Origin of the sequence: Reyranella massiliensis 521 (assembly GCF_000312425.1) — a bacterium.
Classification (GTDB): Bacteria; Pseudomonadota; Alphaproteobacteria; order Reyranellales; family Reyranellaceae; genus Reyranella; species Reyranella massiliensis.
Genome location: NZ_HE997181.1, coordinates 5,271,050 through 5,295,296, shown reverse-complemented (window position 1 = coordinate 5,295,296; position 24,247 = coordinate 5,271,050). Strand labels below are relative to the sequence as shown.

The 24,247-nt window shown below is 65.2% G+C and carries 25 protein-coding genes; 12 read left to right on the top strand and 13 right to left on the bottom strand.

Annotated features, from left to right (window positions below; translation table 11 throughout):
• Positions 1-5: 5 nt before the first annotated feature.
• Positions 6-1,211 (bottom strand): aminotransferase class I/II-fold pyridoxal phosphate-dependent enzyme, encoded by a 1,206-nt coding sequence (locus BN60_RS25835; RefSeq protein ID WP_020699082.1) that lies wholly within the window; start codon positions 1,209-1,211, stop codon positions 6-8.
• Between the two features lie 209 nt (positions 1,212-1,420).
• Positions 1,421-2,293: a pirin family protein gene (locus tag BN60_RS25830; RefSeq protein ID WP_020699081.1), complete on the bottom strand. Its 873-nt coding sequence runs from the start codon at positions 2,291-2,293 to the stop codon at positions 1,421-1,423.
• A gap of 111 nt (positions 2,294-2,404) precedes the next feature.
• Here BN60_RS25830 and BN60_RS25825 point away from each other — a divergent pair, with 111 nt between their 5' ends.
• On the top strand, positions 2,405-3,307 hold the full coding sequence (locus tag BN60_RS25825) for a LysR substrate-binding domain-containing protein (protein ID WP_020699080.1): 903 nt from the start codon (positions 2,405-2,407) through the stop codon (positions 3,305-3,307).
• Positions 3,308-3,325: 18 nt separating this feature from the next.
• Here BN60_RS25825 and BN60_RS25820 read toward each other — a convergent pair whose 3' ends face one another.
• From BN60_RS25820 to BN60_RS25805, 4 genes are all read right to left on the bottom strand, one after another.
• The gene (locus tag BN60_RS25820; protein WP_020699079.1) at positions 3,326-4,642 is read right to left on the bottom strand and encodes an ammonium transporter; all 1,317 of its coding nucleotides are present in this window, start codon (positions 4,640-4,642) and stop codon (positions 3,326-3,328) included.
• Between the two features lie 84 nt (positions 4,643-4,726).
• Positions 4,727-5,065: a P-II family nitrogen regulator gene (locus tag BN60_RS25815; RefSeq protein ID WP_020699078.1), complete on the bottom strand. Its 339-nt coding sequence runs from the start codon at positions 5,063-5,065 to the stop codon at positions 4,727-4,729.
• 186 nt (positions 5,066-5,251) lie between these two features.
• On the bottom strand, positions 5,252-6,562 hold the full coding sequence (locus BN60_RS25810; RefSeq protein WP_020699077.1) for an ammonium transporter: 1,311 nt from the start codon (positions 6,560-6,562) through the stop codon (positions 5,252-5,254).
• A 56-nt stretch (positions 6,563-6,618) separates the two neighbouring features.
• Positions 6,619-6,957, bottom strand: coding sequence for a P-II family nitrogen regulator (locus BN60_RS25805; RefSeq protein ID WP_020699076.1), 339 nt, complete (start codon positions 6,955-6,957; stop codon positions 6,619-6,621).
• Between the two features lie 152 nt (positions 6,958-7,109).
• On the opposite strand from BN60_RS25805, the gene BN60_RS25800 reads away from it, so the two are divergent.
• From BN60_RS25800 to BN60_RS25785, 4 genes are all read left to right on the top strand, one after another.
• Entirely contained in the window at positions 7,110-7,949 is an 840-nt protein-coding gene (locus BN60_RS25800; RefSeq protein ID WP_215905941.1) for a TorF family putative porin, read from the top strand.
• A gap of 61 nt (positions 7,950-8,010) precedes the next feature.
• Positions 8,011-9,285 carry a UbiH/UbiF/VisC/COQ6 family ubiquinone biosynthesis hydroxylase gene (locus BN60_RS25795; protein WP_020699074.1) on the top strand — a complete coding sequence of 425 codons (1,275 nt, stop codon included), beginning with the start codon at positions 8,011-8,013 and terminating at the stop codon, positions 9,283-9,285.
• Between the two features lie 50 nt (positions 9,286-9,335).
• On the top strand, positions 9,336-10,313 hold the full coding sequence (locus tag BN60_RS25790; RefSeq protein ID WP_020699073.1) for a CobW family GTP-binding protein: 978 nt from the start codon (positions 9,336-9,338) through the stop codon (positions 10,311-10,313).
• A 9-nt stretch (positions 10,314-10,322) separates the two neighbouring features.
• Positions 10,323-11,363: a WD40 repeat domain-containing protein gene (locus BN60_RS25785; RefSeq protein WP_020699072.1), complete on the top strand. Its 1,041-nt coding sequence runs from the start codon at positions 10,323-10,325 to the stop codon at positions 11,361-11,363.
• On the opposite strand, the gene BN60_RS25780 is transcribed toward BN60_RS25785, so the two are convergent.
• A complete protein-coding gene (locus BN60_RS25780) occupies positions 11,364-12,569 on the bottom strand; it encodes a Bcr/CflA family multidrug efflux MFS transporter (RefSeq protein WP_020699071.1) in 1,206 nt (401 codons plus the stop codon).
• A gap of 68 nt (positions 12,570-12,637) precedes the next feature.
• Between BN60_RS25780 and BN60_RS25775 the strand changes: the two genes are divergently transcribed.
• Genes BN60_RS25775 through BN60_RS25760 form a run of 4 tightly spaced genes read left to right on the top strand, consistent with a single transcriptional unit; the run spans position 12,638 to position 16,209 of the window.
• Positions 12,638-13,426: a HesA/MoeB/ThiF family protein gene (locus BN60_RS25775; RefSeq protein WP_020699070.1), complete on the top strand. Its 789-nt coding sequence runs from the start codon at positions 12,638-12,640 to the stop codon at positions 13,424-13,426.
• A complete protein-coding gene (locus tag BN60_RS25770) occupies positions 13,423-13,812 on the top strand; it encodes a DsrE family protein (protein ID WP_020699069.1) in 390 nt (129 codons plus the stop codon). Before BN60_RS25775 ends, BN60_RS25770 begins: the two co-directional genes overlap by 4 nt.
• Before the next feature lie 16 nt (positions 13,813-13,828).
• On the top strand, positions 13,829-14,806 hold the full coding sequence (locus BN60_RS25765; protein WP_020699068.1) for an adenosine kinase: 978 nt from the start codon (positions 13,829-13,831) through the stop codon (positions 14,804-14,806).
• Positions 14,803-16,209, top strand: a complete 1,407-nt coding sequence (locus BN60_RS25760; protein ID WP_020699067.1) for an AmpG family muropeptide MFS transporter — start codon at positions 14,803-14,805, stop codon at positions 16,207-16,209. The genes BN60_RS25765 and BN60_RS25760 overlap by 4 nt, the downstream gene beginning before the upstream one ends.
• Before the next feature lie 178 nt (positions 16,210-16,387).
• Here the strand turns inward: BN60_RS25760 and phoB are convergent, their stop codons facing one another.
• From phoB to pstS, 6 genes are all read right to left on the bottom strand, one after another.
• A complete protein-coding gene (gene phoB / locus BN60_RS25755) occupies positions 16,388-17,080 on the bottom strand; it encodes a phosphate regulon transcriptional regulator PhoB (RefSeq protein WP_043286839.1) in 693 nt (230 codons plus the stop codon).
• Positions 17,081-17,127: 47 nt separating this feature from the next.
• The gene (gene phoU / locus BN60_RS25750) at positions 17,128-17,838 is read right to left on the bottom strand and encodes a phosphate signaling complex protein PhoU (protein WP_020699065.1); all 711 of its coding nucleotides are present in this window, start codon (positions 17,836-17,838) and stop codon (positions 17,128-17,130) included.
• Positions 17,839-17,881: 43 nt separating this feature from the next.
• Positions 17,882-18,712 carry a phosphate ABC transporter ATP-binding protein PstB gene (gene pstB, locus BN60_RS25745; RefSeq protein WP_020699064.1) on the bottom strand — a complete coding sequence of 277 codons (831 nt, stop codon included), beginning with the start codon at positions 18,710-18,712 and terminating at the stop codon, positions 17,882-17,884.
• Positions 18,712-19,563, bottom strand: coding sequence for a phosphate ABC transporter permease PstA (pstA, locus tag BN60_RS25740; RefSeq protein ID WP_020699063.1), 852 nt, complete (start codon positions 19,561-19,563; stop codon positions 18,712-18,714). The genes pstB and pstA overlap by 1 nt, the downstream gene beginning before the upstream one ends.
• A 4-nt stretch (positions 19,564-19,567) precedes the next feature.
• Positions 19,568-20,527 (bottom strand): phosphate ABC transporter permease subunit PstC, encoded by a 960-nt coding sequence (gene pstC, locus BN60_RS25735; RefSeq protein ID WP_043286837.1) that lies wholly within the window; start codon positions 20,525-20,527, stop codon positions 19,568-19,570.
• 138 nt (positions 20,528-20,665) lie between these two features.
• The gene (pstS, locus tag BN60_RS25730; RefSeq protein ID WP_020699061.1) at positions 20,666-21,712 is read right to left on the bottom strand and encodes a phosphate ABC transporter substrate-binding protein PstS; all 1,047 of its coding nucleotides are present in this window, start codon (positions 21,710-21,712) and stop codon (positions 20,666-20,668) included.
• Positions 21,713-22,062: 350 nt separating this feature from the next.
• Here pstS and phnG point away from each other — a divergent pair, with 350 nt between their 5' ends.
• From phnG to BN60_RS25715, 3 genes are read left to right on the top strand one after another with little or no spacing between them, the layout of a single operon-like run.
• Complete coding sequence (gene phnG, locus BN60_RS25725; protein ID WP_043284348.1) at positions 22,063-22,533, top strand: phosphonate C-P lyase system protein PhnG; 471 nt, start codon at positions 22,063-22,065, stop codon at positions 22,531-22,533.
• Positions 22,530-23,144, top strand: a complete 615-nt coding sequence (phnH, locus tag BN60_RS25720) for a phosphonate C-P lyase system protein PhnH (protein ID WP_020699059.1) — start codon at positions 22,530-22,532, stop codon at positions 23,142-23,144. Before phnG ends, phnH begins: the two co-directional genes overlap by 4 nt.
• Positions 23,129-24,247, top strand: a complete 1,119-nt coding sequence (locus BN60_RS25715; RefSeq protein ID WP_020699058.1) for a carbon-phosphorus lyase complex subunit — start codon at positions 23,129-23,131, stop codon at positions 24,245-24,247. The genes phnH and BN60_RS25715 overlap by 16 nt, the downstream gene beginning before the upstream one ends.

Below are 24,247 nucleotides of genomic sequence, written 5' to 3'. Positions count from 1 at the left end.
GCTCCCTAGAGAACGGCCGCGAGGCGCGACAGGCCCTCGCGGGTGGTCTTTTCGTCGTGCACCAGCGCCACGCGGATGTAGCGCTGCGCGGTATTGATCCCGTTAGTCTCGCGGCAGGCATAGGCGCCCGGCAGCACTTTGACGTGTGCCTCGCCCCACAGCTTGCGCGTCGCGGCCTCGCCGTCACCGACGTCCAGCCACAGGAAAAAGCCGCCGCCCGGCGTGTAGTAGGCGAAGCGGTTGTGCAGAATCTGCTCGGCGACTTTGAAGTTCTTGCGATACCACTCGCGCGTCTCGACCGGATGCGCCTCGTCGCGCCACAGAGCGGCCGATGCCTTCTGTACGGCAAAGGGAATCTGCGGTCCGCCATAGCTGCGCCAGCGCAGCACCATCGCCACCAGCTTCGGGTCGCCCGCCAGGAAGCCGGAGCGCAGGCCTGCCGCGTTCGAGCGCTTGGAGAGCGAATGGAAGACCGCGAGATTGCGGAACGGATCCTTGCCGCCGGTTTCGTCGATCTGCACCGCAACTTCGAGGGCGCCCGGCGGAGCATCGCCCGTGTAGATTTCGGCATAGCACTCGTCGACCGCCAGCACGGTGTCGTACTTGCGGCAGAGACGCAGCAGCTTCTTCAGATAATCTTTGCTCGCGATCGCGCCCTGCGGATTGGCCGGCGAGCAGAGATAGACGACCGACAGGCGCTGCCACGTCGCTTCGTCGAGGCTCTCATAGTCTGGCAGGAAGCCGTTGGATTCCTCGGCGTTGACCAGCAGCGGCTCGCCGCCCGACAGGACCGCACCGCCGAGATAGGCCTGATAGAACGGGTTGGGCAGCGCCACGATCGGCTTGCCTCCGCCCTTCTGCTGCGGCGTCGCCACCGTCGAGATGATGTAGACGCCTTCCTTGCTGCCGGCCGTCGGATGAACATGCACGTCGGGATTGAGCAGGCCCTTGGGCAGGCGATAACGGCGGGTCAGCCATTCGCAGATGGCGAGATTCAAGTCGGGCAGGCCCTGATTGGGCGGATAGCGGTTCCAGCCGTCGATCTCGTCGTTGACGATCTGGCGCGCGAAAGCGGGCATCGCGCCCTGGGGCTCGCCCACCGACATGTTGATGAGAGACAGGTGCGCCGGCGGCGCGATCGGGGCGATGAGGCTATTCAATCGCGCAAACGGAAAATCGGTCAGCGTCTCAGTCAGGCGCGGATTGAACATCTTGCCATCCAATGGGGCCGGGGCCCGGCCAAACAAACCAATAGCGCCGCCGGGAGGGGACCCGGACAGCTTAAACAGCCCCTATTCTATGAAACAAATTACCCAATAACAACAAGGGAATAGGTCATTTTCTTGAGATGATGGAAGGGGTTGGGTGGGAGACCCGCTCCCACCCACCATCTCTAGGTCGGTCCTCTCACCTACCTTGCTCAGATCCCGGCCGGCATGGTGCCGAAGCGGCCCTTGTTGAAGTCTTCGACGGCCTGCCTGATCTCGGCTTCGCTGTTCATCACGAACGGACCGTAACCCACGACGGGCTCGTCGATCGGCTCGCCGCTGAGCAGCAGCACCGTGGTGTCGCTCTCGGCCTCGAGCGTGAGGCTGGTGCCCTTAGGGTCGAGCACGACCAGCTTGGACTCCCCGACGGGCTGTCCGTCGTTGACCCTGAGGCTCCCCGTCAGCACGGCGAGAGCCGCCGTATGGCCGTCGGCAAGGTCGAGCGTCACGCGCCCACCCCTCGCCAACCGCACGTCCCAGACGTCGATCGGCGTGAATGTACGCGCCGGTCCGCTCTTGCCGGCGTAGCTGCCGGCGATCACGCGGACCCGACCGGCCCCCTCGGGCAGCGGCACCGACGGGATGTCGGCATCGACGATCGCCTGATAGCTGGGCGGGGTCATTTTGTCCTTGGCCGGCAGATTGACCCAGAGCTGGACCATCCGCAGCGTGCCGCCCTTTTCGCTAAAGGTGGGCGAGTGAAACTCCTCGTGCAGGATGCCGCTGCCCGCGGTCATCCACTGCACGTCGCCCGGACCGATGACGCCGCCCTGGCCGGTCGAATCCCTATGCGCGACCTCGCCTTCGTAGACGACCGTCACGGTCTCGAAGCCACGATGCGGATGCTGGCCGACGCCGCGCGGGAGCAAAACCGGCTCGAAGTGCGTCGGCCCGGCATAGTCGAGCAGCAGGAACGGGCTCAGCCGCGCGCCAAGGCCATCGTACGAGAACAGCGAGCGTACCGGGAAGCCATCGCCCACCCAGTGCTGATTCGGGTTGCCATAAACACCCAGAACTTTCTTCATGATCCTCTTCCTTGCAGGTCGGCGCCTGCGGTCTGTGTGGACTGAAGATGGGTCCGCCCCCTAAGCGCCAGTAGATTGCCTGGCGGCACGCAGCGTCCTACGAATCGGACGATGGAAGACCTCAACGACCTCTACTACTTCGCCCAGGTGGTCGAGCATGCGGGCTTCGCGCCGGCCGCGCGGGCGCTGGGCATGCAGAAGTCGAAACTCAGCCGCCGCATCGGCCTGCTCGAGGATCGGTTGGGGGTTCGCCTGATCCAGCGGTCCAGCCGCAGTTTCTCCGTCACGGAGATCGGCCAGGAATACTATCGTCAATGCCGCGCCATGCTGGTCGAGGCCGAAGCGGCACAGGCCGTGATCGATTCCGTACGCTCCGAGCCGCAGGGCGTGATCCGGATGAGCTGCCCGCCCGAATTGCTCGACTACCATTTCGGCGATCTGATCGCGCGCTTCATGGCTGGGCATCCAAAGGTCCAGGTCCACCTCAAGGCGTTAAACCGCAAGGTCGACCTGATCGCCGAGGGTTACGATCTCGCCATCCGGGTCGGCGCCGAGGCACAGGACCAGTCCGACCTCGTGATGCGCAAGCTCGGCGAGAATGGGCAGGGGCTGGTGGGCAGCCCCGCGCTGCTGAAGGGCTGCCCGCCCACGGTGGCCCCGACCGACCTCAGCACCATTCCCAGCCTCGATCTCGGGCTGCCGCAGGATGCGCACATCTGGCACCTCGAACATACGGACGGCCGCACCGTGGAGGTCCACCATCAGCCGCGCCTCATCACCGACGACCTGGCCACGCTGCGCGCCGCCGCCCTGGAAGGCGTCGGCGTGGCGCAGATACCGACCCTGATGGTCGAGGGCGATATCGCCGCGGGCCGGCTGATCGACGTGCTGCCGCACTGGCGGCCGCGCAACGAGATCGTCTATGCTGTCTTCCCGTCGCGGCGCGGCCTGCTGCCCTCGATCCGCGCCCTGCTCGACTTCCTTTCCGACGAATGCCGGCCTCACCGTCCGTAGCCGGGCGCGACCGTCTTGCTACTGCACGCGCTCGCCGTGCAGCGCAGTGTCGAGGCCCTCGACCTCTTCGTCGCGGGTAACGCGCAGGCCGATCGTGGCGTCGATGACCTTGAGGATGATCCAGGTCGCCACGCCGCAGAAGATCCCGATGGCCACGACGCCATAGATCTGAATGAGGATCTGTCCGCCGTGGCCATCGACCAACCCGACCGGCTGGCCCTTGGCGACATCGTTGATCGCCCTGGTGGCAAACACGCCGACCAGGATCGAACCCAGGATGCCGCCGACGCCGTGGACGCCGAACACATCGAGCGAATCGTCGTAGCCCAGGCGGGTTTTCAGCACGACGGAAGCCCAGTAGCAAACCGCGGCCGCCGCAACGCCGATCACCATGGCCGCCCACGGTTCGACATAGCCGGCGGCTGGCGTGATGGTGCCGAGGCCGGCGACAGCGCCTGTGAGGATGCCGAGAACCGACGGCTTGCCGCGCGCCACCCATTCGATCGCCATCCAGACCAGCGCCGCCGAGGCCGCCGCGACATGAGTGTTCAGCATGGCGCTGCCCGCCAGCTCGCCCGAGGCCAGCGCAGAACCGGCATTGAAGCCGAACCAGCCGACCCACAGCAGCGACGTGCCGATTAGGGTGAGCACCAGATTGTGCGGCGCCATGTATTCCTGGCCGTAGCCCACGCGCTTTCCGATCACCAGGCAGCAGACGAGTGCGGCGATGCCGGCGTTGAGATGGACGACGAGGCCGCCCGCGAAGTCGAGCACGCCCGCAGCGCCGAGGAAGCCGCCACCCCATACCCAGTGCGCTACCGGCACATAGACGAACAGCAGCCACAGGCCCATGAACCACATCATCGCCGAGAACTTCATGCGCTCGGCGAAGGCACCGGCGATGATGGCCGGCGTGATGACGGCGAAGGTCGCCTGATACATCAGGAAGACGTTTTCGGGCACGGTCTTGGCGAGATCGTGGACGCTGCCCAGCAAGCCCTTGCCGAAGGCGCGCGACAGGGAGCCGATGATGCCGTTCAGCCCCCCGCCGTCGGTGAAGGCCAGCGAATAGCCGACCACGAACCACAGCACCGTTACCAGGGCCGCGACGGCGACAGCCTGCACCGCCGTCGCCAGCACGTTCTTCTTGCGCACCATGCCGGCATAGAAGAGCGCCAGGCCGGGGATGTTCATCATCAGCACCAGCACCGTGGCCACCAGCAGCCAGGCGGTGTCGCCCGTGTCAATCTGGGGCTTGTCCGCCGCCGACACCGTGGGGGCGGCCGCCAGCACGCACACCAATGGCGCGCCGATGCGCAGGACAATCTTGTGCATGCGTCCCCCCCCGTGTCTTCGATCTTTGTTGTCTTTGTCTTGCCTGTCCTTGTCCTGCGCGACGTTCGGGCCTTCTGTCTCCGCCTAGAGTGCGTTCGAGCCCGATTCACCCGTGCGGATGCGCACGGCCTGTTCGACAGGAGTGACGAAGATTTTGCCGTCGCCGATCTTGCCGGTATGGGCGGCCTTCTGGATGGCCTCGATGGCGCGCTCGACCTGACTGTCGTCGACCACGATCTCGATCTTCACCTTGGGCAGGAAGCTCACGAGATACTCGGCGCCGCGATAGATCTCGGTCTGCCCTTTCTGGCGGCCGAATCCCTTCACCTCGCTCACGGTGAGGCCCGAAACCCCCACGCCGGTCAGCGCGTCGCGCACTTCGTCGAGCTTGAACGGCTTGATGATGGCGGACACGAGTTTCATCTGCTTCCCCTTTGGATTTTCCGGCTGTCGGGCACAGACTGGCGTGGGACGTCGGCGGCGTCAATTTCACGTAAAAATAGGCCCGGCGAGGGACTCGCCGGGCCCAGGGCGCCGCCGCGACACGGAAGCGGCGGAGGATGGGGAATCAGGAGGAAAGGTGGTTCCCTATCACTGAGAGTGAGAGGACTAGTGGATCGTCTCCCCGTGTTCGTTGATGTCGAGACCTTCGATCTCTTCCTCGGTCGTGACGCGCAGACCGATCAGGGCATCGACGATCTTGAGGATCACGAACGTTGCCACGGCACACCAGGCGATGCAGACCAGCGTACCCCAGAGCTGCGTCAGCACCTGCCCCGCATTGCCGTCGATCAGGCCCTTCTTGCCGTCGCCGCCGATCGCCTCGAGGGCGAACACGCCGGTCAGGATGGCGCCGACGAATCCACCGACGCCGTGTACGCCGAAGGCGTCGAGCGAGTCGTCGTAGCCCATCGCCTTCTTGAGCCCCGTAGCGCCCCAGAAACAGACCAGGCCGGCGACGATGCCGATCGCCAGTGCGCCCATAGGATTGACGAAGCCCGAAGCCGGCGTGATGGCCACCAGGCCGGCAACCGCGCCGGAGATGATGCCGAGAACCGACGGCTTGCCGCGCGTTACCCACTCCGCAAAAATCCAGGCGAGTGCCGCAGCGGCGGAGGCGAACTGCGTAACCGCCATCGCCATGCCGGCATTGACGTTGGCGCCGACGGCGGAGCCGGCGTTGAAGCCGAACCAGCCGACCCACAGCAGCGAAGCGCCGATCACCGAGTAGACCAGGTTGTGCGGCGCCATGTTGTCGGTGCCGTAACCCTTGCGCTTGCCGAGCACGAGCGCGCAGACGAGGCCCGCGACGCCCGCATTGACGTGCACGACGGTGCCGCCGGCGAAGTCGAGGACACCCCAGTCGCCGAGGAAGCCGCCACCCCACACCCAATGGGCGATCGGCGCATAGACGATCAAAGACCACAGCGCCATGAACCACATCATCGCGGAAAACTTCATGCGCTCGGCGAAGGCACCGGCGATCAGTGCCGGCGTGATGATGGCGAAGGTGAGCTGGAAGCAGAGGAAGACCGTCTCGGGGATCGTCTTGGCGAGGTCATGAACGCTGTCGAGGCCGAGACCTGCCATGAAGACGCGGCCGAGGCCGCCGACGATCGTGCTGCCCGGCGTGAAGGCGAGGCTGTAGCCCACGATCAACCAAAGGACCGAGATCAGACAGGTGATGGCGAAGCTCTGCATCACAGTCGACAGCACGTTCTTCTTGCGCACCATGCCGCCGTAGAACAGCGCCAGACCCGGAATCGTCATCATCAGAACGAGTGCCGTCGAAGTAAGCATCCATGCCGTGTCGCCCGTATCCAGCTTCGGCTTCTCGTCGGCCGCCAGTGCCAGCACCGGCAGAAGGAGCGCAGCCGTCGCCCCCAGGCCGGCAAGCACTGAATTGGTCTTGAACTTCATCTTTGTCCCCTAGGCTTTTTCCGTTGGATTTCGAGTTGTCGATGTCGGCGTGCGGATCACAGCGCTTCGGTGCCGGCCTCTCCGGTGCGGATGCGAACCGCCTGCTCGACCGGCAGGACGAACACTTTGCCGTCGCCAATCTTTCCCGTGCCGGCAGCCTTGCAGATCGTCTCGACGGCGCGCTCGATCATGGCATCGTCGATCACGACCTCGATCTTCACCTTGGGCAGGAAGCTCACGGCGTATTCGGCGCCGCGATAGATTTCGGTCTGGCCCTTTTGCCGCCCGAAACCTTTCACTTCGCTCACCGTCAGGCCCTGGATGCCGAGGGATGTCAGTGCATCGCGGACTTCGTCCAGTTTGAACGGCTTGAAGATTGCCATGACCATTTTCATCTGAATCTGTCCTCCACTGGGAGTCCGCCCCAAAGCTCGAGAGATGGGCAGCAAGAGTCGTGCCAACCTCGCAGACGGTCCAAATGGCGCGTGGCATGGTGTTTGCGACACACGATTCGAAATGGGTCTTTCAGCTTTTGGGGATGGTCGTGTTGCTTAAAAAGATTGCTGTCGTCGGCGTGGCACTGTTCACAATCTGCGCATCGGCCGCCGCCTATGCCCAAGGCACGCCGGATCCGGCGGCGCCGGCGGCACCGGATACGCCGCCCGAGAAGGAAGTCTGGAAGGGCCCGTTCGGCGGAACCTTCACCGCAGGCTTCGCCTTCCTCAACGACTATTCCTATCGCGGCATCTCACAGACCCAGCGGCAGGTCGCCGTCCAGGCCTCCTTCGGATACGAAACCGCCCCCGTCTCCGAAAAGGTCCCGCTGTCCGCCTATGTCAGCGCCTGGGGGTCCAACATCAACTTCCCAAACACCGGCGCCTCCGTCGAAATCGACCTCAATGCCGGCCTCCGCCTAAAAGCCCTCGACGACAAGCTCACCTTCGACCTCGGCTATATCCGCTACAACTATCTCGGCGCCCCCGCCGACCTCTACTTCGACTTCAACGAGTTCGGCCTCGTCGCCGGGTACGATTTCGGCGTCGCCCAGCTCCAGGCCGCCGTCCGATACAGCCCCAACTTCTTCGCCAACTCCGGCAACGCCTGGTACAAGTGGGCCCAGCTCACCGTTCCCCTGCCCTTCATCCGCGTCAACGAGAACGTCGCCTTCAAAATCGTCGGCAGCATCGGCAACCAGTATGTCGAGCGCTACGCCAACTACGGCATTCCCAACGACAACTACTGGGACTGGCAGGCCGGCATCGTCGTCAACGTCTACGGCTTCGACCTCTCCGCCATCTACACCGGCACAAACCTCTCCGTTCAGGACTGCCTCGGCACCCAGAACTGCGCCTCCCGCGTCATCGTCGGCATCTCAAAGTCATTCTAAGGAACGTCGATCTCCGCCCTAGAGGGTTGCCGCCCCAGCGGGCGGCTGCCATCTATGGTGGATGAATAAGGATCGGTTCGATCTTGCGATAGTGGGCGCCGGCCTCAACGGTAGCCTGCTGGCGCTGGCCGCCGCCGAAGCGGGGCTCTCCACCGCCCTGATTGATCGCGTGGCGCTCACCACCATGAGCCAGGCCGCGTTCGATGGCCGCACCACGGCCGTGGCGTATACCAGCCAGCGCCTGTTCGCCGCACTGGACGCATGGGAGGAGGTCGCGCCCGAAGCCGAGCCAATCCTCGATATCCGCATCTCCGATGCAGGCCACGACGGCCGTGCCAGTCCGCTGTTCCTGCATTTCGATCATCGCGAGGCGGCAACCGGAGGATCCGAACCGGCCCCGATGGGCTGGATCGTCGAGAACCGCTTCCTGCGCGCCGCTCTGCTGCGGCGGCTGGCTGCCTGCCCGCAGGTCGAGCTGATTGCTCCCGACGAAGTCATCGACAGCAAGCGCGACCTCGACACGGCCGAACTTACGCTGAAGAGCGGGCGTCGCATCGCCGCACGGCTGATCGCCTCTGCCGAAGGCCGCTTCGGCTCGATGCGCGAAGATGCAGGCATCGGCGCGCGCGCCTGGTCGTACAATCAGATCGCCATCGTGCTCGTGGCCAAGCACGAACGGCCGCATCGCGGTGTGGCGCAGGAGAAGTTTCTACCCGGCGGCCCGTTCGCCATCCTGCCGATGACCGATGGCCCTTCGAGCGACGGATCGACCGTCGAACATCGCTCGTCGATCGTCTGGACCGAACGCGCCGATCTCGCGCGCCGCCTGCTCGAACTCGACGCACCGCGCTTCCAGGCCGAGTTCGCCCGCCGCTTCGGCGATCATCTCGGCGCCGTCGCGCCCATTGGTCCGCGCTGGTCGTATCCGCTGAGCCTCGTGCATGCCGAGCGTTATGTCGACACGCGGCTGGTGCTGGTGGGCGATGCTGCCCACGGCATCCATCCCATCGCGGGCCAGGGCTACAATCTCGGCGTCCGCGATATCGCGGCCCTCGTCGAAGTCCTGGTCGACGCCAAGCGGCTCGGCCTCGATGTCGGCGGTGCGGACACACTGGAGCGCTACGCGCAGTGGCGCCGCGCCGACAACTTCGCCATGGTCGCCGCCACCGATCTCCTGAACCGGCTGTTCTCCAACGACATCAAACCGCTGCGCTTCGCGCGCGACCTCGGCCTTGCCGCCGTGAACCGCGTGCCGTCGTTGCGCCGCTTTTTCGTTCGCCATGCGATGGGTCTGGTCGGCGACCTGCCCAAGCTGATCCGGGGCGAGCGGCCCTAGACTTAACGGGTTCACAGCCCTATCTCAGGGGCCACTTTCGAGGATTTCGCATGGCCAATCCCCAATCATCGGCGCAGGTGCCCGTCACCGTACTCACCGGCTATCTCGGTGCCGGCAAGACCACCCTTCTCAACCGCATCCTGAGCGAGCAGCACGGCAAGAAATACGCCGTCATCGTGAACGAATTCGGCGAGCTTGGCGTCGACAACGACCTCGTGGTGAACGCCGACGAGGAAGTGTTCGAGATGAACAACGGCTGCATCTGCTGCACCGTGCGCGGCGACCTGATCCGCATCATCGAAGGCCTGATGAAGCGCAAGGACAAGTTCGACGGCATCCTGGTCGAGACGACCGGCCTCGCCGATCCGGGCCCTGTGGCGCAGACTTTCTTCACCGACGACGACGTGAAGGCCCGCACCCGGCTCGACGCCATCGTGACAGTGATCGACGCCAAGCACTTCTTTGGCCAGCTCGAACAGGGCTCCGAGGCCGAGCAGCAGGTGGCGTTCGCCGACGTCATCCTGCTCAACAAGACCGATCTCGTGAGCGCCGACGAACTCAAGAAGGTCGAAGACAAGATCCGCGGCATCAACCGCTATGCTCACATCTTCCGCACGCAGAAGAGCCAGATCGAGCTCGACGCCATCCTCGACAAGGGCGCGTTCGATCTCGGCCGCATCCTCGAATTCGAACCGGACTTCCTGCACGCCGGCCACGACCACAATCACGGCGACGAGGTGGCCAGCCTCTCTATCTCTGCTGACCGGCCTGTCGATCCCGACAAGTTCCAGAAGTGGATGGGCGCGCTGCTGCAGATCAAGGGCCCCGACATCTTCCGCAGCAAGGGCATCCTGGCGATCGACGGCGCACCGCGACGCTACGTCTATCAGGGCGTCCACATGATGATGGACAGCGACTGGGGTTCGCCCTGGAAGGACGGCGAGGTGCGTTCGAGCAAGCTGGTCTTCATCGGCCGCAACCTCGACGGCGACAACCTGAAGCGCGGCTTCGAAGACTGTCTGAAGTAGTTTGATTCCGTGAAGCTCGATCTCGCCAATCCGGCCTGGCAGCAGACGCTGCCACCGGCCCGTTCGCTTGCGACCGACGCGCCAGTCGCCGCCTGCGCCTTCAGCCGCGACGGCAACACGGTGGCCTTTGCCTTGGGCGATGGCCAGGTCCGCCAGATGCCGGCCGACATCAAGGCCTCCGTGCCCGATGCCACGCCGGCGCTGCACAGCGGCGTGGTGATGGCGCTGATCGGCGATCCGACCGGCGACGGCTTTATCAGCGGCGGCGACGATGGCCGCGTTCTGCGCGTGGCGCTCGACGGCACGGCGACCGAACTGCTGGCCCAGAAGGGAAAATGGGTCGAGCACCTCGCCGCCCATCGCAACGGCGCGGTCGCCGCCGGCGTCGGCCGCGCGATGTTCGTGGTCAGGGACGGCGAAGTCCGCGAGTTCGGTCCGCACCAGAGCACGGTGGCCGGCCTCGATTTCAGCAAGGACGGCGGCCGCGTCGCCTGTGCCCACTATGACGGCATCACCGTGTGGAGCATCGGCCAGGTGGTCCTGCCGCCGCGCCGCTTCGCCTGGCGTGGCAGCCACGTCGCGTTGAAGTGGAGCACCGACGGCAAGTTCATTGCCACGGGCACGCAGGAGAACGACATCCATGTCTGGCGCGTGGCACAGGCCACCGACATGCGCATGCAGGGCTACCCTGCCAAGGTAAAGTCGCTTTCCTGGACTGCCGACGCGCGCTTTCTCTACACCTCGGCGCAGCCGGTCTTCACGGCCTGGCCGTTCTCCGGCAAGGGACCCGAGGGCAAGCCGCCGCTGCAGTTCGGCGACGAAGGCGCGGGCTTGATGACCGTCGTCGCGGCCCATCCCACGGCTGAATTCGTGGCGGGCGGCTACGACTCCGGCGAGCTGCAGCTCGGCGACATCAAGGCCAAGCGCTCGGTCGTGCTCAAGATGGCCGATGGTTCGGCAATCACCTGCCTCGCCTGGGCGCCCGACGGCTTCCGTCTCGCGGTCGGCAACGACCGCGGCGATCTTCTGGTGATCGACCTCAGGCGTTAGCTAGCCGCGCCGCACCAATACACGGTGCGACAGGAAGCAGAGCACACCCGCGACACCCATCGCCGTCGTCATGGGCGCAATAGTGCCGTCGAAGGTCTGGCCGACGGCGGCGCCGAACGCCGCTCCGATGCCGAAGGTCAATACGCCCATCAAAGACGATGCCGTGCCGGCCATGTGCGGATACCGCTGCAGCGCGAGCGCCGTGGCGTTGGGACCGATCAAACTAAGCGTCGCGATCTGGGCAACGAAGCACACCAGAAACGGAATCAGGCCGATCGTGCCGTAGGAGGCTTCGATCCACCCCAGCACGGCGGCGGTCACGCCGGCGAAAGCGGGCGCAAGCACGCCGTAATGCAGGATGCGGCTGGCCCCGACCTTGGGCACGAAGCGGGCATTCAATAGACTGCCGACGGTCATGAAGACGACCATGCCGCCGAACACCAGGCCGAAGTCGCGCGGCGCGATGCCATAGCGCTCGATGAACACGAACGGCGAGCCCGAGATGAACGAGAACAGAGCGGCGAACATGAAGGCGCCGGTGAAGGCGTAGCCCATGAAGGCGCGATGGCGCAGCAGCTCGCCAAAGCGCTTGACCACCAGCAACGGTTTGAGCGGCTGACGGTATTCCGGCTTCAGGGTCTCGGGCAGGCGCCACCAGGCGATCAGGAACCCGAAGACGCCGACGCCCGCCAACGCCCAGAAGATCGCGCGCCAGCCGGCGAACCACAGGATCTGGCCGCCGATCAGCGGCGCCAGCATCGGTGCAATCGACGTTGCTGCCAGCATCAACGACATGGCGCGCGCCGCCTCGTCGCGTTCGGCCATATCGCGCACCATGGTGCGCGCCAGCACGACGCCGCCACAGGCCGCCAGCCCCTGCAGGAAACGCAATGCGATCAACTGCCCGGCAGAGGCGGCGAAGGCGCACCCGATGCTCGCCAGTACATAGACGACCAATCCCGACAGGATGACCGGCCGCCGCCCGAAGCGATCGCCGGCCGGACCGTAGAAGATCTGGCCGAAGCCGAAGGCCACCATGAACATCGACAGGGTGAGCTGGATGTCGCCAACGCTGCCTCGCAGGTCGACGGCAATCACCGGCAGCGCCGGCAGATACATGTCGATCGAAAGCGGCGTGAAGGCCGACAACAGCGCCAGTACCGCCAACAGCAACGGGGTGAGGGTCGGGCGGGTGGTCGTGGTCATTTTGAGGAGATCATGTGCGCGGTGGCTCTAACGGCAATTCCCGCCCGACACCATGCTATAAGCGGACCATGTCTTCGCTGCCTGACCTGTCAGAAACGCAGATCCGCCGATATGCCCGTCATATCGTGCTGGCGGAAGTCGGCGGCATCGGACAGTCGCGGCTGATTGCCGCCAAGGTTCTGGTGATCGGCGCCGGCGGCCTTGGCACACCCCTCCTGCAGTATCTCGCGGCGGCCGGTATCGGCACGCTGGGTGTGATCGACCATGACACGGTCGATCTTTCCAACCTGCAGCGACAGGTGATTCACCGCACCAGCGACGTGGGCATCTCGAAGGTCGAGAGCGCCCGGCGTGCGCTGGGCGACATCAACCCCGAGGTCCGGGTGCAGGTCCACGACGAACGCCTCACCGCCCAGAACGCCGAGCGCATCATCGCGGGCTACGACGTCGTGGCCGACGGCAGCGACAACTTCGCCACGCGTTATCTCCTGAACGACACCTGCTATCGCCTGAAGAAGACTCTGGTCTCGGCGGCGATCCTGCGCTTCGACGGCCAGGTTTCGACCTACAAGGCCTGGCAGGGCGCAGGCCATCCCTGCCTGCGTTGCCTCTTTCCGGTGGCGCCGTCGGAAGATGCCGTCCCGAGCTGCGCCCAGGCCGGCGTGCTGGGGGCACTGGCCGGCACGCTGGGCACGCTGCAGGCGACAGAGGTCGTAAAGGAAATCCTCGGCGTCGGCCGTTCGCTCTCGGGCCGGCTGCTGATGTACGACGCGCTCGGGGCGTCCTTCGACGAAATGACGATCGCCAAGCGTCCGGACTGCCCGACCTGCAGCATCGAGACGGGCGGTGCCGCATGAGCGACGGCGGCATCTCGGTCATCCTGCGCACCGGCGACTATGAAAGCGCCCACTATGCGCTCGCGCTGGCTGCGGCTGCGCTGGCCGTGAACAAGCCGGCCGTACTTTTCTTCACCATGGCCGGCATCCGTGCCCTGCAGAGCCCGCCCCCTCCCCTCGACGACTGGGATCGCGATGCCCGTAACCGCGCGCGCGGCGTCGGCGACTTCGAGACCCTGCTGCAGGCCTGCGTCGAGCTTGGCGCGCGCTTTATCGTATGCGAAATGGGTTTGCGGTCGCTCGACATCGACCGTGCGAGCCTCAGGGCCGACGTGCCGTTCACGGTCGCCGGTATCGTGACCTTGCTGGAACAGACCAAGCCGGGCATGCACCTCGTTTCACTGTGACGTATCGGGAGAGTTCATGACATCCGCCGCCTTCGACGTGCTGGGAATCGGTAACGCCATCGTCGACGTCCTGAGCAGAGCCGACGATTCCTTCCTCGGCCAGCATGGCCTGGTGAAGGGCAGCATGATGCTGATCGACGAGGCACGAGCCGAGACGCTCTATGCGGCCATGGGTCCGGGCGTCGAGATTTCCGGCGGCTCCTGCGGCAACACCATGGCAGGCGTCGCCTCGTTCGGCGGCAAGGGCGCCTATATCGGCAAGGTCCGCGACGACCAGCTCGGCGCCGTGTTCGGCCACGACCTCAAGGCGACCGGCGTCTCCTTCGAGACGGCTGCCGCCACCTCGGGTCCCGCGACCGCGCGCTGCCTGATCCTGGTGACGCCCGACGCGCAGCGCACCATGAACACCTATCTCGGCGCCTGCACCGGCCTCGGCCCCGCCGATATCGACGTCGCGCGCGTGGGGTCGGCGCAGGTGACCTATGTCGAGGGCTATCTGTGGGATGCGCCGGCTGCCAAGCAAGCCGTGCTCAAGGCGTTCGACGCCGCCCACGCGGCCGGCCGCAAGGTCTCGATCACGCTCTCGGATTCCTTCTGCGTCCATCGCTATCGCGAGGAGTTCCGCGACCTGATCCGCACCAAGGTCGACATCCTGTTCGGCAACGAAGCCGAGATCAAAGCGCTCTACGAGGTCGAGACGTTCGAGGAGGCCCTCGAAGCCACCCGCAAGGAAGCCAAGATCGCCGCCCTGACGCGCAGCGAGAAGGGGTCGGTCGTGATCAAGGGCAGCGAGACCTACGCCGTACCGGCGGCTCCCGTCGCCAAGGTCGTCGATACGACGGGCGCAGGCGACCTCTACGCCTCCGGCTTCCTGTTCGGCTTCACCCAGAACAAGCCGCTCGCCGAGTGCGCCCGGCTGGGCGGCATCGCCGCCGCCGAAGTGATTTCCCATGTCGGCGCCCGGCCCGAGCAGGCGCTGAGAAGCCTCATTTGAGCGGTCCCGCCGCCGCCGACACTCGCGCCGACAAGGGTTGGCGCGAGTCGCTCGCGACCTACACGCATCCGCGTGTCGTCACGTTCCTGTTCCTCGGCTTCTCGGCCGGGCTACCGTTCCTGCTGGTCTTCGCCACGCTGTCGGCCTGGCTGCGCGAGTACGGCATCAGCCGTACCGCCATCGGCTTCATCAGCTGGATCGGCATCACCTACTCCTTCAAGTTCGTATGGTCGCCGGTGGTCGATCGCGTCCCGCTGCCGCTGCTCACGCGCTGGCTGGGACGCCGCCGCTCCTGGATGCTGCTGGCACAGGCGGGTATCGCCGGCGGCCTCCTCGGCATGTCCTTCTGCGACCCGCGCACAGATCTCTGGGGTCTGGTCGTGCTGGCGCTGGTCGTGGCTTTCTCCTCGGCCACACAGGATATCGCCCTGGACGCCTTTCGCATCGAGGCGACTGACGCCAGCCTGCAGGGCGCCACGGCCGCCACCTACCAGCTCGGCTACCGTATCGCTGTGCTCGCCGCCGGCGCCGGCGCGCTCTACATCGCCGAGTTCGGCTCCTGGCCCATCGCCTACCAGTCCATGGCGGCGCTCGGCCTCGTTGGCATCATCACCACCCTGATCGTCAGCGAGCCGGAAAGGCAGGTCGCCGCCGGTACCTCGGAACTCGAAGGCAAGGTCGCGACCTTCGCTGCCGGTCTCGGCACGATGCCCATGTGGGTGCGCAAGGCGCTGATCTTCGTCTACGGCGCCATCGTCTGCCCGTTCGTCGATTTTTTCGCACGCTACGGCTGGATGGCGGTCGTGCTCCTGTTGTTCATCGGCCTTTTCCGCCTTTCCGACATCGCCATGGGCGTGATGGCGAACCCATTCTACATCGACATGGGTTTCTCGCTGTCGCAGATCGCCAACGTCTCCAAGATCTACGGCTTTGTGATGTCGATCCTGGGCGCGCTGCTGGGGGGCGTGCTGGTCTTCCGCATGGGCGCAGCGCGGCTGCTTGCGCCCGCCGTCTTCCTGATCGCGGTGAGCAACCTGACCTTTTCGTGGCTCGCGCTGGTCGGCCAGCCCGACACCCTGATCCTCACGGTTGCGATCAGCGTCGACAATCTGGTCGGCGGCATGTCGGGCTCGATCTTCATCGCTTTCCTGTCGGGCCTCACCAACACAGCCTACACCGCGACGCAGTACGCGCTCTTCACTTCCATCATGACCCTGCCGGGCAAGCTGATGGGCGGTTCGTCGGGCTGGATCGTCGACAAGCTGCAGGCGGAGTTCTCGTCGGCCCACAAGTTCGGCGGCTACGCGATCTTCTTCCTCTACACCGCGCTGCTCGGCCTGCCCGCGCTCGTGCTGGCGATGATCGTCCGGCGTCGCTTCGAAAAAGAAACCCCTCCTTCCTGAAGAAGGAGGGGCTAGTCGTTCGGCCTCGGGTGTCGTCCGAGCCGGGGGAACCGACCCATTCCGAAGCGGAGGCGTGGGGCGCCGGACTTGGAACGGGCGAGCCTCGTGTAAGGCGTGGACGCTACAAAACCGTTACCGCCCATGTGGAAAACCCTTGCTCGAAGGGTCACCCGGCGGGTCAGCCCGGCGTGGCGTCCAACGCGTAGCCGGCGGCGCGAACGGTACGGATCACGTCGACCTGGCTCTCGCCGTTCAAGGCAATGCGTAACCGGCGAATATGCACGTCGACCGTGCGGGCCTCGACATAGACGTCCTTGCCCCAAACCGCGTCGAGAAGCTGCTCGCGCGAGAAGACGCGACCGGGATGCTCCATGAAGTGGCGCAACAGGCGGAACTCCGTCGGCCCGAGATGGATCGGCTTGCCCCCCCGTGTCACGCGATGCGCCACGAGATCCATGACGATATCGGCATAGGACAAGGCCTCATCCGCCAACGCGGGCCGGATGCGCCGCAACACGGCACGAATGCGCGCCACCAGTTCGGTCGGCGAGAAGGGCTTGGGCACATAGTCGTCGGCGCCGGCATCGAGGCCGCGCACGCGATCGCCCTCTTCGCCGCGCGCCGTCAGCATGATGATCGGCACGTTGGCGGTCGCGGTCTGGCGGCGCAGCTGACGGCAGACTTCGATGCCCGACATCAACGGCAACATCCAGTCGAGCAGGATGAGGTCGGGCACGTCTTCCTGGACCGCCCGGAGCGCTTCCTCGCCATCGAAAGCAACATCGACCTTGAAGCCCGACTGTTCGAGATTGTACCGCAGCAACTCGACCAGCGCGGTCTCATCTTCGACGATCAGCACGCGCGGCCTCATCGTGGCGGCCTGAGCGTCGCGGCGGGCAGGAGTCACGGCGGTCATGCTCACGATGCGTTACTCGTCGTGTAAAGGGAGGCACTGCCCTTCGGCCGCGCCTCGTCGAAGCCGTGGCCGGTGGCACGGAAGCTCACCAGCTCGGCAATATTGGTCACGTGATCGCCGGCGCGTTCGATGTTCTTGGCCATGAACAGAAGATGCGTGCAGGCGGTGATCGTACGCGGATCTTCCATCATGTAGGTCAGCAGGTGGCGAAACAGGCCGGTGTAGACCTGGTCGATCTCCTCGTCGCGCTGCCAGACATCGTAGGCCTTGGCGACATCGCCATGCGCAAAGGCGTCGAGCACATCCTTCAGCGCCGTGCGGACAAGGCGACCCAGTCGCTCGATGCCGGTCACGGCCGAAGGCGGCGCAACGCCCTGGCTCAGCACGATGCTGCGCTTGGCGGTGTTCTTGGCATAGTCGGCGATACGCTCCAGCGCTGCCGCGATCTTGATCGAGGACAGGATGACGCGCAGGTCGACCGCCATGGGTTGACGCAGCGCGAGAAGCTGGACCGTCTGCTCCTGCACCGCCACGTCGAGGGCGTCGACGCGGGCGTCCTCGGCGATCACCCTTTCGGCAATCTCGGTATCGCGGTCGCGTAGCGCCACGAGAGATTGAGCAAGCTGATTTTCGGCAAGACCACCCATCTCGCTGATGGTGGCGCTCAACCGCTCCAGCTCTTCGTCGAAGCGCTTCAGAGTATGTGCGGGCATGTTCTATCCCCTCTTCTGGTCTTGTCCGATCCGCCGGCCCAACTCAGCCGAAACGCCCGGTGATATAGGCTTGGGTGCGCTTGTCCTTCGGTGTCGTGAATAGCGTCGCCGTGGCGCCGAATTCGATCAGCTCGCCGAGATACATGAAGGCGGTGAAGTCCGAGACGCGCGCCGCCTGCTGCATGTTGTGGGTGACGATGACGATCGTGTAGTCCTGCTTCAGCTCGTCGATCAGCTCCTCGATCTTGGCCGTCGAGATCGGATCGAGCGCCGAACAGGGCTCGTCGAACAGGATGACCTCGGGCTTCACCGCAACGGTGCGCGCGATGCACAGGCGCTGCTGCTGACCACCCGACAGGCTCTGACCGTTGGCTCCGAGCTTGTCCTTTACTTCGTCCCACAGCGCGGCACGGCGCAGCGCCTGCTCGACACGGCCGTCGAGCTCCGAGCGCGGCAGGCTTTCATAGAGCCGGATACCGAAAGCGATGTTCTCGTAGATCGACATGGGAAAGGGCGTCGGCTTCTGGAACACCATGCCGATACGGGCGCGCAGCAAGTTGATGTCCTGGTCGGCGCGCAACAGGTTGTCGCCGTCGAACTGCACTTCGCCGGCGGCGCGCTGGCCCGGATAGAGGTCGTACATGCGGTTGAGCACACGCAGCAGGGTCGACTTGCCGCAGCCCGACGGACCAATGAAAGCGGTCGTCTTATTGGCATAGAGCGACAGCGTGATGCCCTTCAGGGCGCGGCTGTCGCCGTAGAAGAACTCGAGGTTGTTGATCGAGATCTTGGGCGTGAGCTTCGACGTGTCGAGGCTTGCATGGCTGGCGACGGGAGCGGCAAGGCTCGGCCCGCCGGAAGAAGCAATGCTCATTACTGTTTCCTCGTGGAGGTGAGGGATCGGGCAAAGATGGAGAGGGCGAGAACGGTGGCGGTGATCAGGAGAGCGCCAGTCCAGGCGAGCTTCTGCCATTCTTCATAGGGTGACAGGGCAAACTGGAAGATGACCACCGGCAGGCTGGGCATCGGCGCGTTCATGTTCATGCTCCAGAACTGGTTGTTCAGAGCGGTGAACAGGAGCGGCGCCGTCTCGCCGCTGATGCGGGCGATTGCCAGCAGGATACCCGTCACAATGCCGGCTTGAGCAGCGCGGTAGGCGATCCGCATGATCATGAGCGAGCGCGGCAGCCCGATCGAGGCGGCCGCCTCGCGCAGCGTGTCGGGCACCAGGCTCAGCATGTCCTCGGTGGTGCGCACCACGACGGGGATCACGATGACGGCCAGGGCCACGGCGCCGGCATAGCCGGAGAAGTGGCCCATCGGCGCCACCATCACCTCGTAGATGAACAGGCCGATCACGATGGAAGGGGCGCTGAGCAGGATGTCGTTGATGAAGCGCACGACGTTCGAGAGCTTGTCGTGGCGCCCATATTCGGCAAGGTAGGTGCCGGCCAGAATGCCGATCGGCGTGCCGATGATGACCGCCAGCACCGTCATGATCACACTGCCGACAATGGCGTTCGCCAGGCCGCCGGCAGCGCCGGGCGGCGGCGTGTTCTCGGTGAAGACGGAAAGCGACAGGCCCGACAGGCCGTGCACCAGCAGCACGCCCAGGATCAGAACGAGCCAGCCGAGGCCGAAGATCGTCGCAGCCACCGCCAGGCCTTTGGCGATGGCGTTGCGGCGGCGACGGCCGGCGTAGAGCGAATTCGCAGTAGCGGACATGGCGTTACCCCACCCTGTTCAGGCGCGCCAGCAGGTAGCGGGCAATGGCGAGCACGATGAAGGTGATGAAGAACAGGATCAGGCCGAGGGCAATCAGCGACGAGGTGTAGAGATCGCCGACCGCTTCGGTGAATTCGTTGGCGATCGAGGCCGAGATCGTCGTGCCCGGCGCCAGGATCGAGGCGGAGACCTTGTGGGCGTTGCCGATCACGAAGGTCACGGCCATGGTTTCGCCGAGCGCGCGACCCAGGCCCAGCATGAAGCCGCCGATCACGCCGACCCTCGTGTAGGGAAGGATGACGTTGCGGAACACTTCCCAGGTCGTGCAGCCGACACCATAGGCCGCTTCCTTGAGCACAGGCGGTACGGCGGAGAAGACGTCACGCGAGATCGAGGTCACGAAGGGCAGCACCATGATCGCGAGAATGAGGCCCGCCGTCAGCACGCCGATACCGTAAGGAGGCCCTTCGAACAGCGTACCGAGGACGGGAACGCTGCCGAAGGTGTCGATCAGGAAGGGCTGGACGTACTTCTGTAGAAAGGGCGCGAAGACGAACAGACCCCAGATGCCGTAGATGATGCTGGGAATGCCGGCCAGCAGCTCGATGGCGATGCCGATCGGGCGGCGCAGGACCATCGGGCAAAGCTCGGTCAGGAAGAAGGCCACCATCAGACCGACCGGCACGGCGATCAGCATGGCGATGAAGGACGTGACCAGGGTGCCGTAGATCGGCGCCAGTGCCCCGAATTTCTCTGTGACGGGGTTCCAGGATTGGCTGGTGAAGAAGGAGAAGCCGAAAGTGCCGAGCGCAGGCGCGGCACCGATGATCAGGGCGATGATGACCCCGCTCAGCAGCGCCAACACTGTGAGGGCCGCGCCACGCGTCAGGCCATGGAAAATCCGGTCGTTCAGTCTCAACCGTCGCAAGACGGCGGCACGCGACGACGACGCTCGGGTCGTCATGCTCGTGTCTGCCAGAGCCACTTCGCTCACGTCACGCCCCTTCGAATCCATGCCCCTCCCCCTGCCGCTCCGTCCGGGCACGCTCGGATGGAGAGGACGAATGGAGGGCGGATGGGAACCACCCGCCCCCCGCGAGCCTCAGTTGGTCGGCGAGAACAACGGCTTGCCGCCAGCGTCCTTGATCTCTGCAGACCACATCTTCTGAATATCGGCGACGACGTTGGCCGGCATCGGCACGTAGTCGAGCTCTTCGGCCGACTTGTCGCCCTTGGCGTAGGCCCAAGCAAAGAACTTCAGCGCCTCGCCCGTGGTCGCCGCGTCAACCGGCTTCTTGTAGATCAGGATCCAAGTCGCCGCGGTCATCGGCCAGGACTGATCGCCGGGCTGGTTGGCCAGGATCACGCCATAGCCGGGCTGCGACTTCCAATCGGCGTTGGCAGCGGCCGCCTGGAAGGTGGCCGACGTCGGCGCAACCGTCTTGCCCGCCTTGTTCACCATATTGGTGTGGGTGAGCTTGTTTTGCTTGGCATAGGCATACTCGACGTAGCCGATCGAGCCCTTCGTGTTGGCCACGTTGTTGGCGACGCCTTCGTTACCCTTGGCGCCGATGCCGACCGGCCATTCGAGCGCGGTGGCGACGCCGACTTTCGACTTCCACTCCGGGCTGATGTCGGCGAGGTAGTAGGCAAAGTTGAAGGTCGTGCCCGAGCCGTCCGAGCGGCGCACCGGCACGATCGCCTGCTTGGGCAGCTTGGTGTTCGGGTTGAGCTTGGCGATGGCAGCATCGTCCCAGCTCTTGATCTGGCCCATGTAGATCTTGGCGAGCGTCGCACCGTCGAGGGTGAGTTCGCCCGGCTTGATGCCGTCGAGGTTCACGACCGGCACGATGGCGCCCATCACCATCGGGAACTGGGCGAGGCCCGACGCATCGAGGTCCTTGCCCGGCAGCGGCGCGTCGGTGGCGCCGAAGGTCACGGTCTTGGCCTTGATCTGCTTGATGCCGCCGCCCGAGCCGATCGACTGGTAGTTGAGACCGACGCCGGTCTCCTTCTTGTAGGTATCGGCCCACTTGGCATAGATCGGGTACGGGAAGGTCGCGCCGGCACCGGAAATGTCGGCGGCGTACGCGGCAACCGACGAGAACGCGAGCGCCGCGGTCGTCAGGGCAATTTTGGCGAAGTGCACAGGGTTCTCCTTCGATGAATTCCGAAGCGCCTTTCCCCTAGGAGCCGCACGTCACTGTCATATGACTCTTATATGACACTTCAATGACACCGCCGGCCACGAACTGGGGGTGAATGCTGCAGACACCCGACAACACACTGATAAATAACGATATTCCATTCTGTCGGCGACGCCACGCTTTGTGACAGAAAGACGACTGGCCGAAACGCTTGCCATCGTTAGCGTCGCGCTTCTGCTGCTAGCGGGCCGGCCGTTGGGGACAAACCAGCACCCGTCACAGGATCTTAATCCCATTCCCTCGGAACGGTAACGTACCCTGCCGATGGTGCAGCTCGTTTCAAGAGCACACCATGTCTTGCAGAGAATCCGACACCGAGGCCGTCGATCGCCGCCGCCGGTGGCTTTCCATTTTGGCAAAAGCCCCCGAGGCCCGTCTCGACACGCTATGGCAGGCGCTGGGCCCTGTCCCTGCCTACACCATCCTTCGACGACCCGAGACCGGGCTCGTCATGCTGCACGGCCGTATCTCGGGCAATGGCGCCCCTTTCTGCGCCGGCGAGATGACGGTGACGCGCGCCGCCGTCCGGTTGGAAACAGGTGAAGTCGGCTTCGGCTATGTGGGCGGCCGCCATGTCCGTCAGGCCGAGATCGTGGCCGCCATCGATGCGTTGGGCCAGCGCGAAGCGTGGCGCGACAGGCTCGAGACCGGGATCGTGTCGCCGCTCACCGACGAAGTCCAAGCACGGCATCGCCTGATCGCGGCACGCGCCGCGGCGACCAAGGTCGAATTCTTTACCGTCGCGCGCGAGGCCGGCACATGAGCGGCACGCTGAGCTCCCTTTCGCCGGGCCTCGCCGATCCTTCGCACGACGCCCAGCAATTCTTTCGCGGCGTGCTCGACGCTTTCAGCCATCCCGGCCGCATCGTGACCCTGGCTGATGCGCCGCAAGGTCCCGGCATGATCTCGCCCGCCGTCGTGGCCTATCTGCTGACCCTGGCCGATCGCGATACGCCGCTCTGGCTGATGCCTGCGTTCGACACGGCAGAGGTCCGCGACTACCTGCGCTTCCATACCGGCGCGCCGATTGTCGAAGATCGTGCAGCCGCGACCCTGGCCGTTCTACCTTGCGACGATGCCGATCCCTTCGAGGGCTTCGCGATCGGCACCGACACCTATCCGGATCGTTCGGCCACCTTGTTGATCGAGGTGCCGGCTCTCGGTGCCGGCCCGCGCCGCACGGCGCGCGGTCCGGGCATCGATGGCGAGACCGAACTCGTCATTGCCGGACTGGATGACTGGTTCTGGCGGCAATGCGCCACCAATCACGCGCTCTTCCCCTGCGGCGTCGACCTGGTCTTCACCTCAGGGTCCCAGCTTCTCGCGCTGCCGCGCAGCATCTCCGTGGAGGTCTCGCCATGTACGTCGCGGTGAAGGGTGGCGAGACCGCCATCGCCCATTCGCTCGACCTGATTGCCGACCGGCGCCGCGGCGACCGCGACCTCGCCGAGCTTTCCCTGGAGCAGATCGACCAGCAACTTGGTCTCGCCGTCGACCGCGTGATGACCGAGGGCTCGTGCTACGACCGGCGCCTGGCGGCGCTGGCCATCAAGCAAGCGCGCGGCGATCTGATTGAAGCGATCTTCCTGCTGCGCGCCTACCGCACGACCTTGCCGCGCTTTGGTGATTCCGAGCCGCTCGACACGGCGCGCATGGTGGCGGAGCGGCGTATCTCGGCCGCCTTCAAGGATGTGCCCGGTGGCCAGGTGCTGGGGCCGACTTACGACTACACGCACCGCCTCCTCGACTTCTCGCTGGCTGTTGCCGCAGACCGTCCAGCGGCACCGACCGCGCCTGCCGATACCGCGCACGCGCTACCGCATGTTGGCGACATCCTGGCCCGCGAAGGCCTGCTCGAACCGCCCCCGGAAGCCTCGGGCAAACGGCCCGATGATCTCACGCGCCAGCCTCTCAGCCTGCCGGCGGACCGGCCGCTGCGCCTGCAGAACCTGGCGCGCGGCGACGAAGGCTTCCTGCTGTCGCTCGGCTATTCCACCCAGCGCGGCTACGGCAACAATCATCCGTTCGTCGGCGAGATCCGCTACGGCCATGTGCCGGTCTCTTTCGTGCCCGAGGAGCTGGGCTTCGCCATCGAGATTGCCGAGATCGACGTCACCGAGTGCGACATGGTCAACCAGTTCGCCGGCTCGCACGACGTGCCGCCGCAGTTCACCCGCGGCTATGGCCTCGCCTTCGGTCACGCCGAGCGCAAGGCGATCGCCATGGCCCTGGTCGACCGCGCGCTGAGGGCTCGCGAACTTGCGGAAAGCGCTGACTCGCCGGCCCAGGACGAAGAATTTGTTCTGGCCCACTCCGACAATGTCGAGGCTTCGGGCTTCGTGCAGCACCTCAAGCTTCCGCACTATGTCGACTTCCAGTCGGAACTCGTAGTGGTGCGGGCTCTGCGCGCCGAGGTCGAAGCGCGCAAGCAGCGCGCGGCCGAGGATCGCGCGGCTCTCAGCCAGGCGGCGGAGTAG

Coding starts and splice junctions, on each gene's coding strand:
- BN60_RS25775 (WP_020699070.1), top strand. CDS start 12,638: ATGTCTTCGCTGCCTGACCTGTCAGAAACGCAGATCCGCCGATATGCC.
- BN60_RS25810 (WP_020699077.1), bottom strand. CDS start 6,562: ATGAAGTTCAAGACCAATTCAGTGCTTGCCGGCCTGGGGGCGACGGCT.
- phoU (WP_020699065.1), bottom strand. CDS start 17,838: ATGCCCGCACATACTCTGAAGCGCTTCGACGAAGAGCTGGAGCGGTTG.
- BN60_RS25795 (WP_020699074.1), top strand. CDS start 8,011: ATGAATAAGGATCGGTTCGATCTTGCGATAGTGGGCGCCGGCCTCAAC.
- BN60_RS25805 (WP_020699076.1), bottom strand. CDS start 6,957: ATGAAAATGGTCATGGCAATCTTCAAGCCGTTCAAACTGGACGAAGTC.
- BN60_RS25815 (WP_020699078.1), bottom strand. CDS start 5,065: ATGAAACTCGTGTCCGCCATCATCAAGCCGTTCAAGCTCGACGAAGTG.
- pstC (WP_043286837.1), bottom strand. CDS start 20,527: ATGACGACCCGAGCGTCGTCGTCGCGTGCCGCCGTCTTGCGACGGTTG.
- BN60_RS25770 (WP_020699069.1), top strand. CDS start 13,423: ATGAGCGACGGCGGCATCTCGGTCATCCTGCGCACCGGCGACTATGAA.
- BN60_RS25820 (WP_020699079.1), bottom strand. CDS start 4,642: ATGCACAAGATTGTCCTGCGCATCGGCGCGCCATTGGTGTGCGTGCTG.
- BN60_RS25825 (WP_020699080.1), top strand. CDS start 2,405: ATGGAAGACCTCAACGACCTCTACTACTTCGCCCAGGTGGTCGAGCAT.
- BN60_RS25780 (WP_020699071.1), bottom strand. CDS start 12,569: ATGACCACGACCACCCGCCCGACCCTCACCCCGTTGCTGTTGGCGGTA.
- phoB (WP_043286839.1), bottom strand. CDS start 17,080: ATGAGGCCGCGCGTGCTGATCGTCGAAGATGAGACCGCGCTGGTCGAG.
- phnH (WP_020699059.1), top strand. CDS start 22,530: ATGAGCGGCACGCTGAGCTCCCTTTCGCCGGGCCTCGCCGATCCTTCG.
- BN60_RS25765 (WP_020699068.1), top strand. CDS start 13,829: ATGACATCCGCCGCCTTCGACGTGCTGGGAATCGGTAACGCCATCGTC.
- BN60_RS25715 (WP_020699058.1), top strand. CDS start 23,129: ATGTACGTCGCGGTGAAGGGTGGCGAGACCGCCATCGCCCATTCGCTC.
- BN60_RS25790 (WP_020699073.1), top strand. CDS start 9,336: ATGGCCAATCCCCAATCATCGGCGCAGGTGCCCGTCACCGTACTCACC.
- phnG (WP_043284348.1), top strand. CDS start 22,063: ATGTCTTGCAGAGAATCCGACACCGAGGCCGTCGATCGCCGCCGCCGG.
- pstA (WP_020699063.1), bottom strand. CDS start 19,563: ATGTCCGCTACTGCGAATTCGCTCTACGCCGGCCGTCGCCGCCGCAAC.
- pstB (WP_020699064.1), bottom strand. CDS start 18,712: ATGAGCATTGCTTCTTCCGGCGGGCCGAGCCTTGCCGCTCCCGTCGCC.
- BN60_RS25835 (WP_020699082.1), bottom strand. CDS start 1,211: ATGTTCAATCCGCGCCTGACTGAGACGCTGACCGATTTTCCGTTTGCG.
- BN60_RS25830 (WP_020699081.1), bottom strand. CDS start 2,293: ATGAAGAAAGTTCTGGGTGTTTATGGCAACCCGAATCAGCACTGGGTG.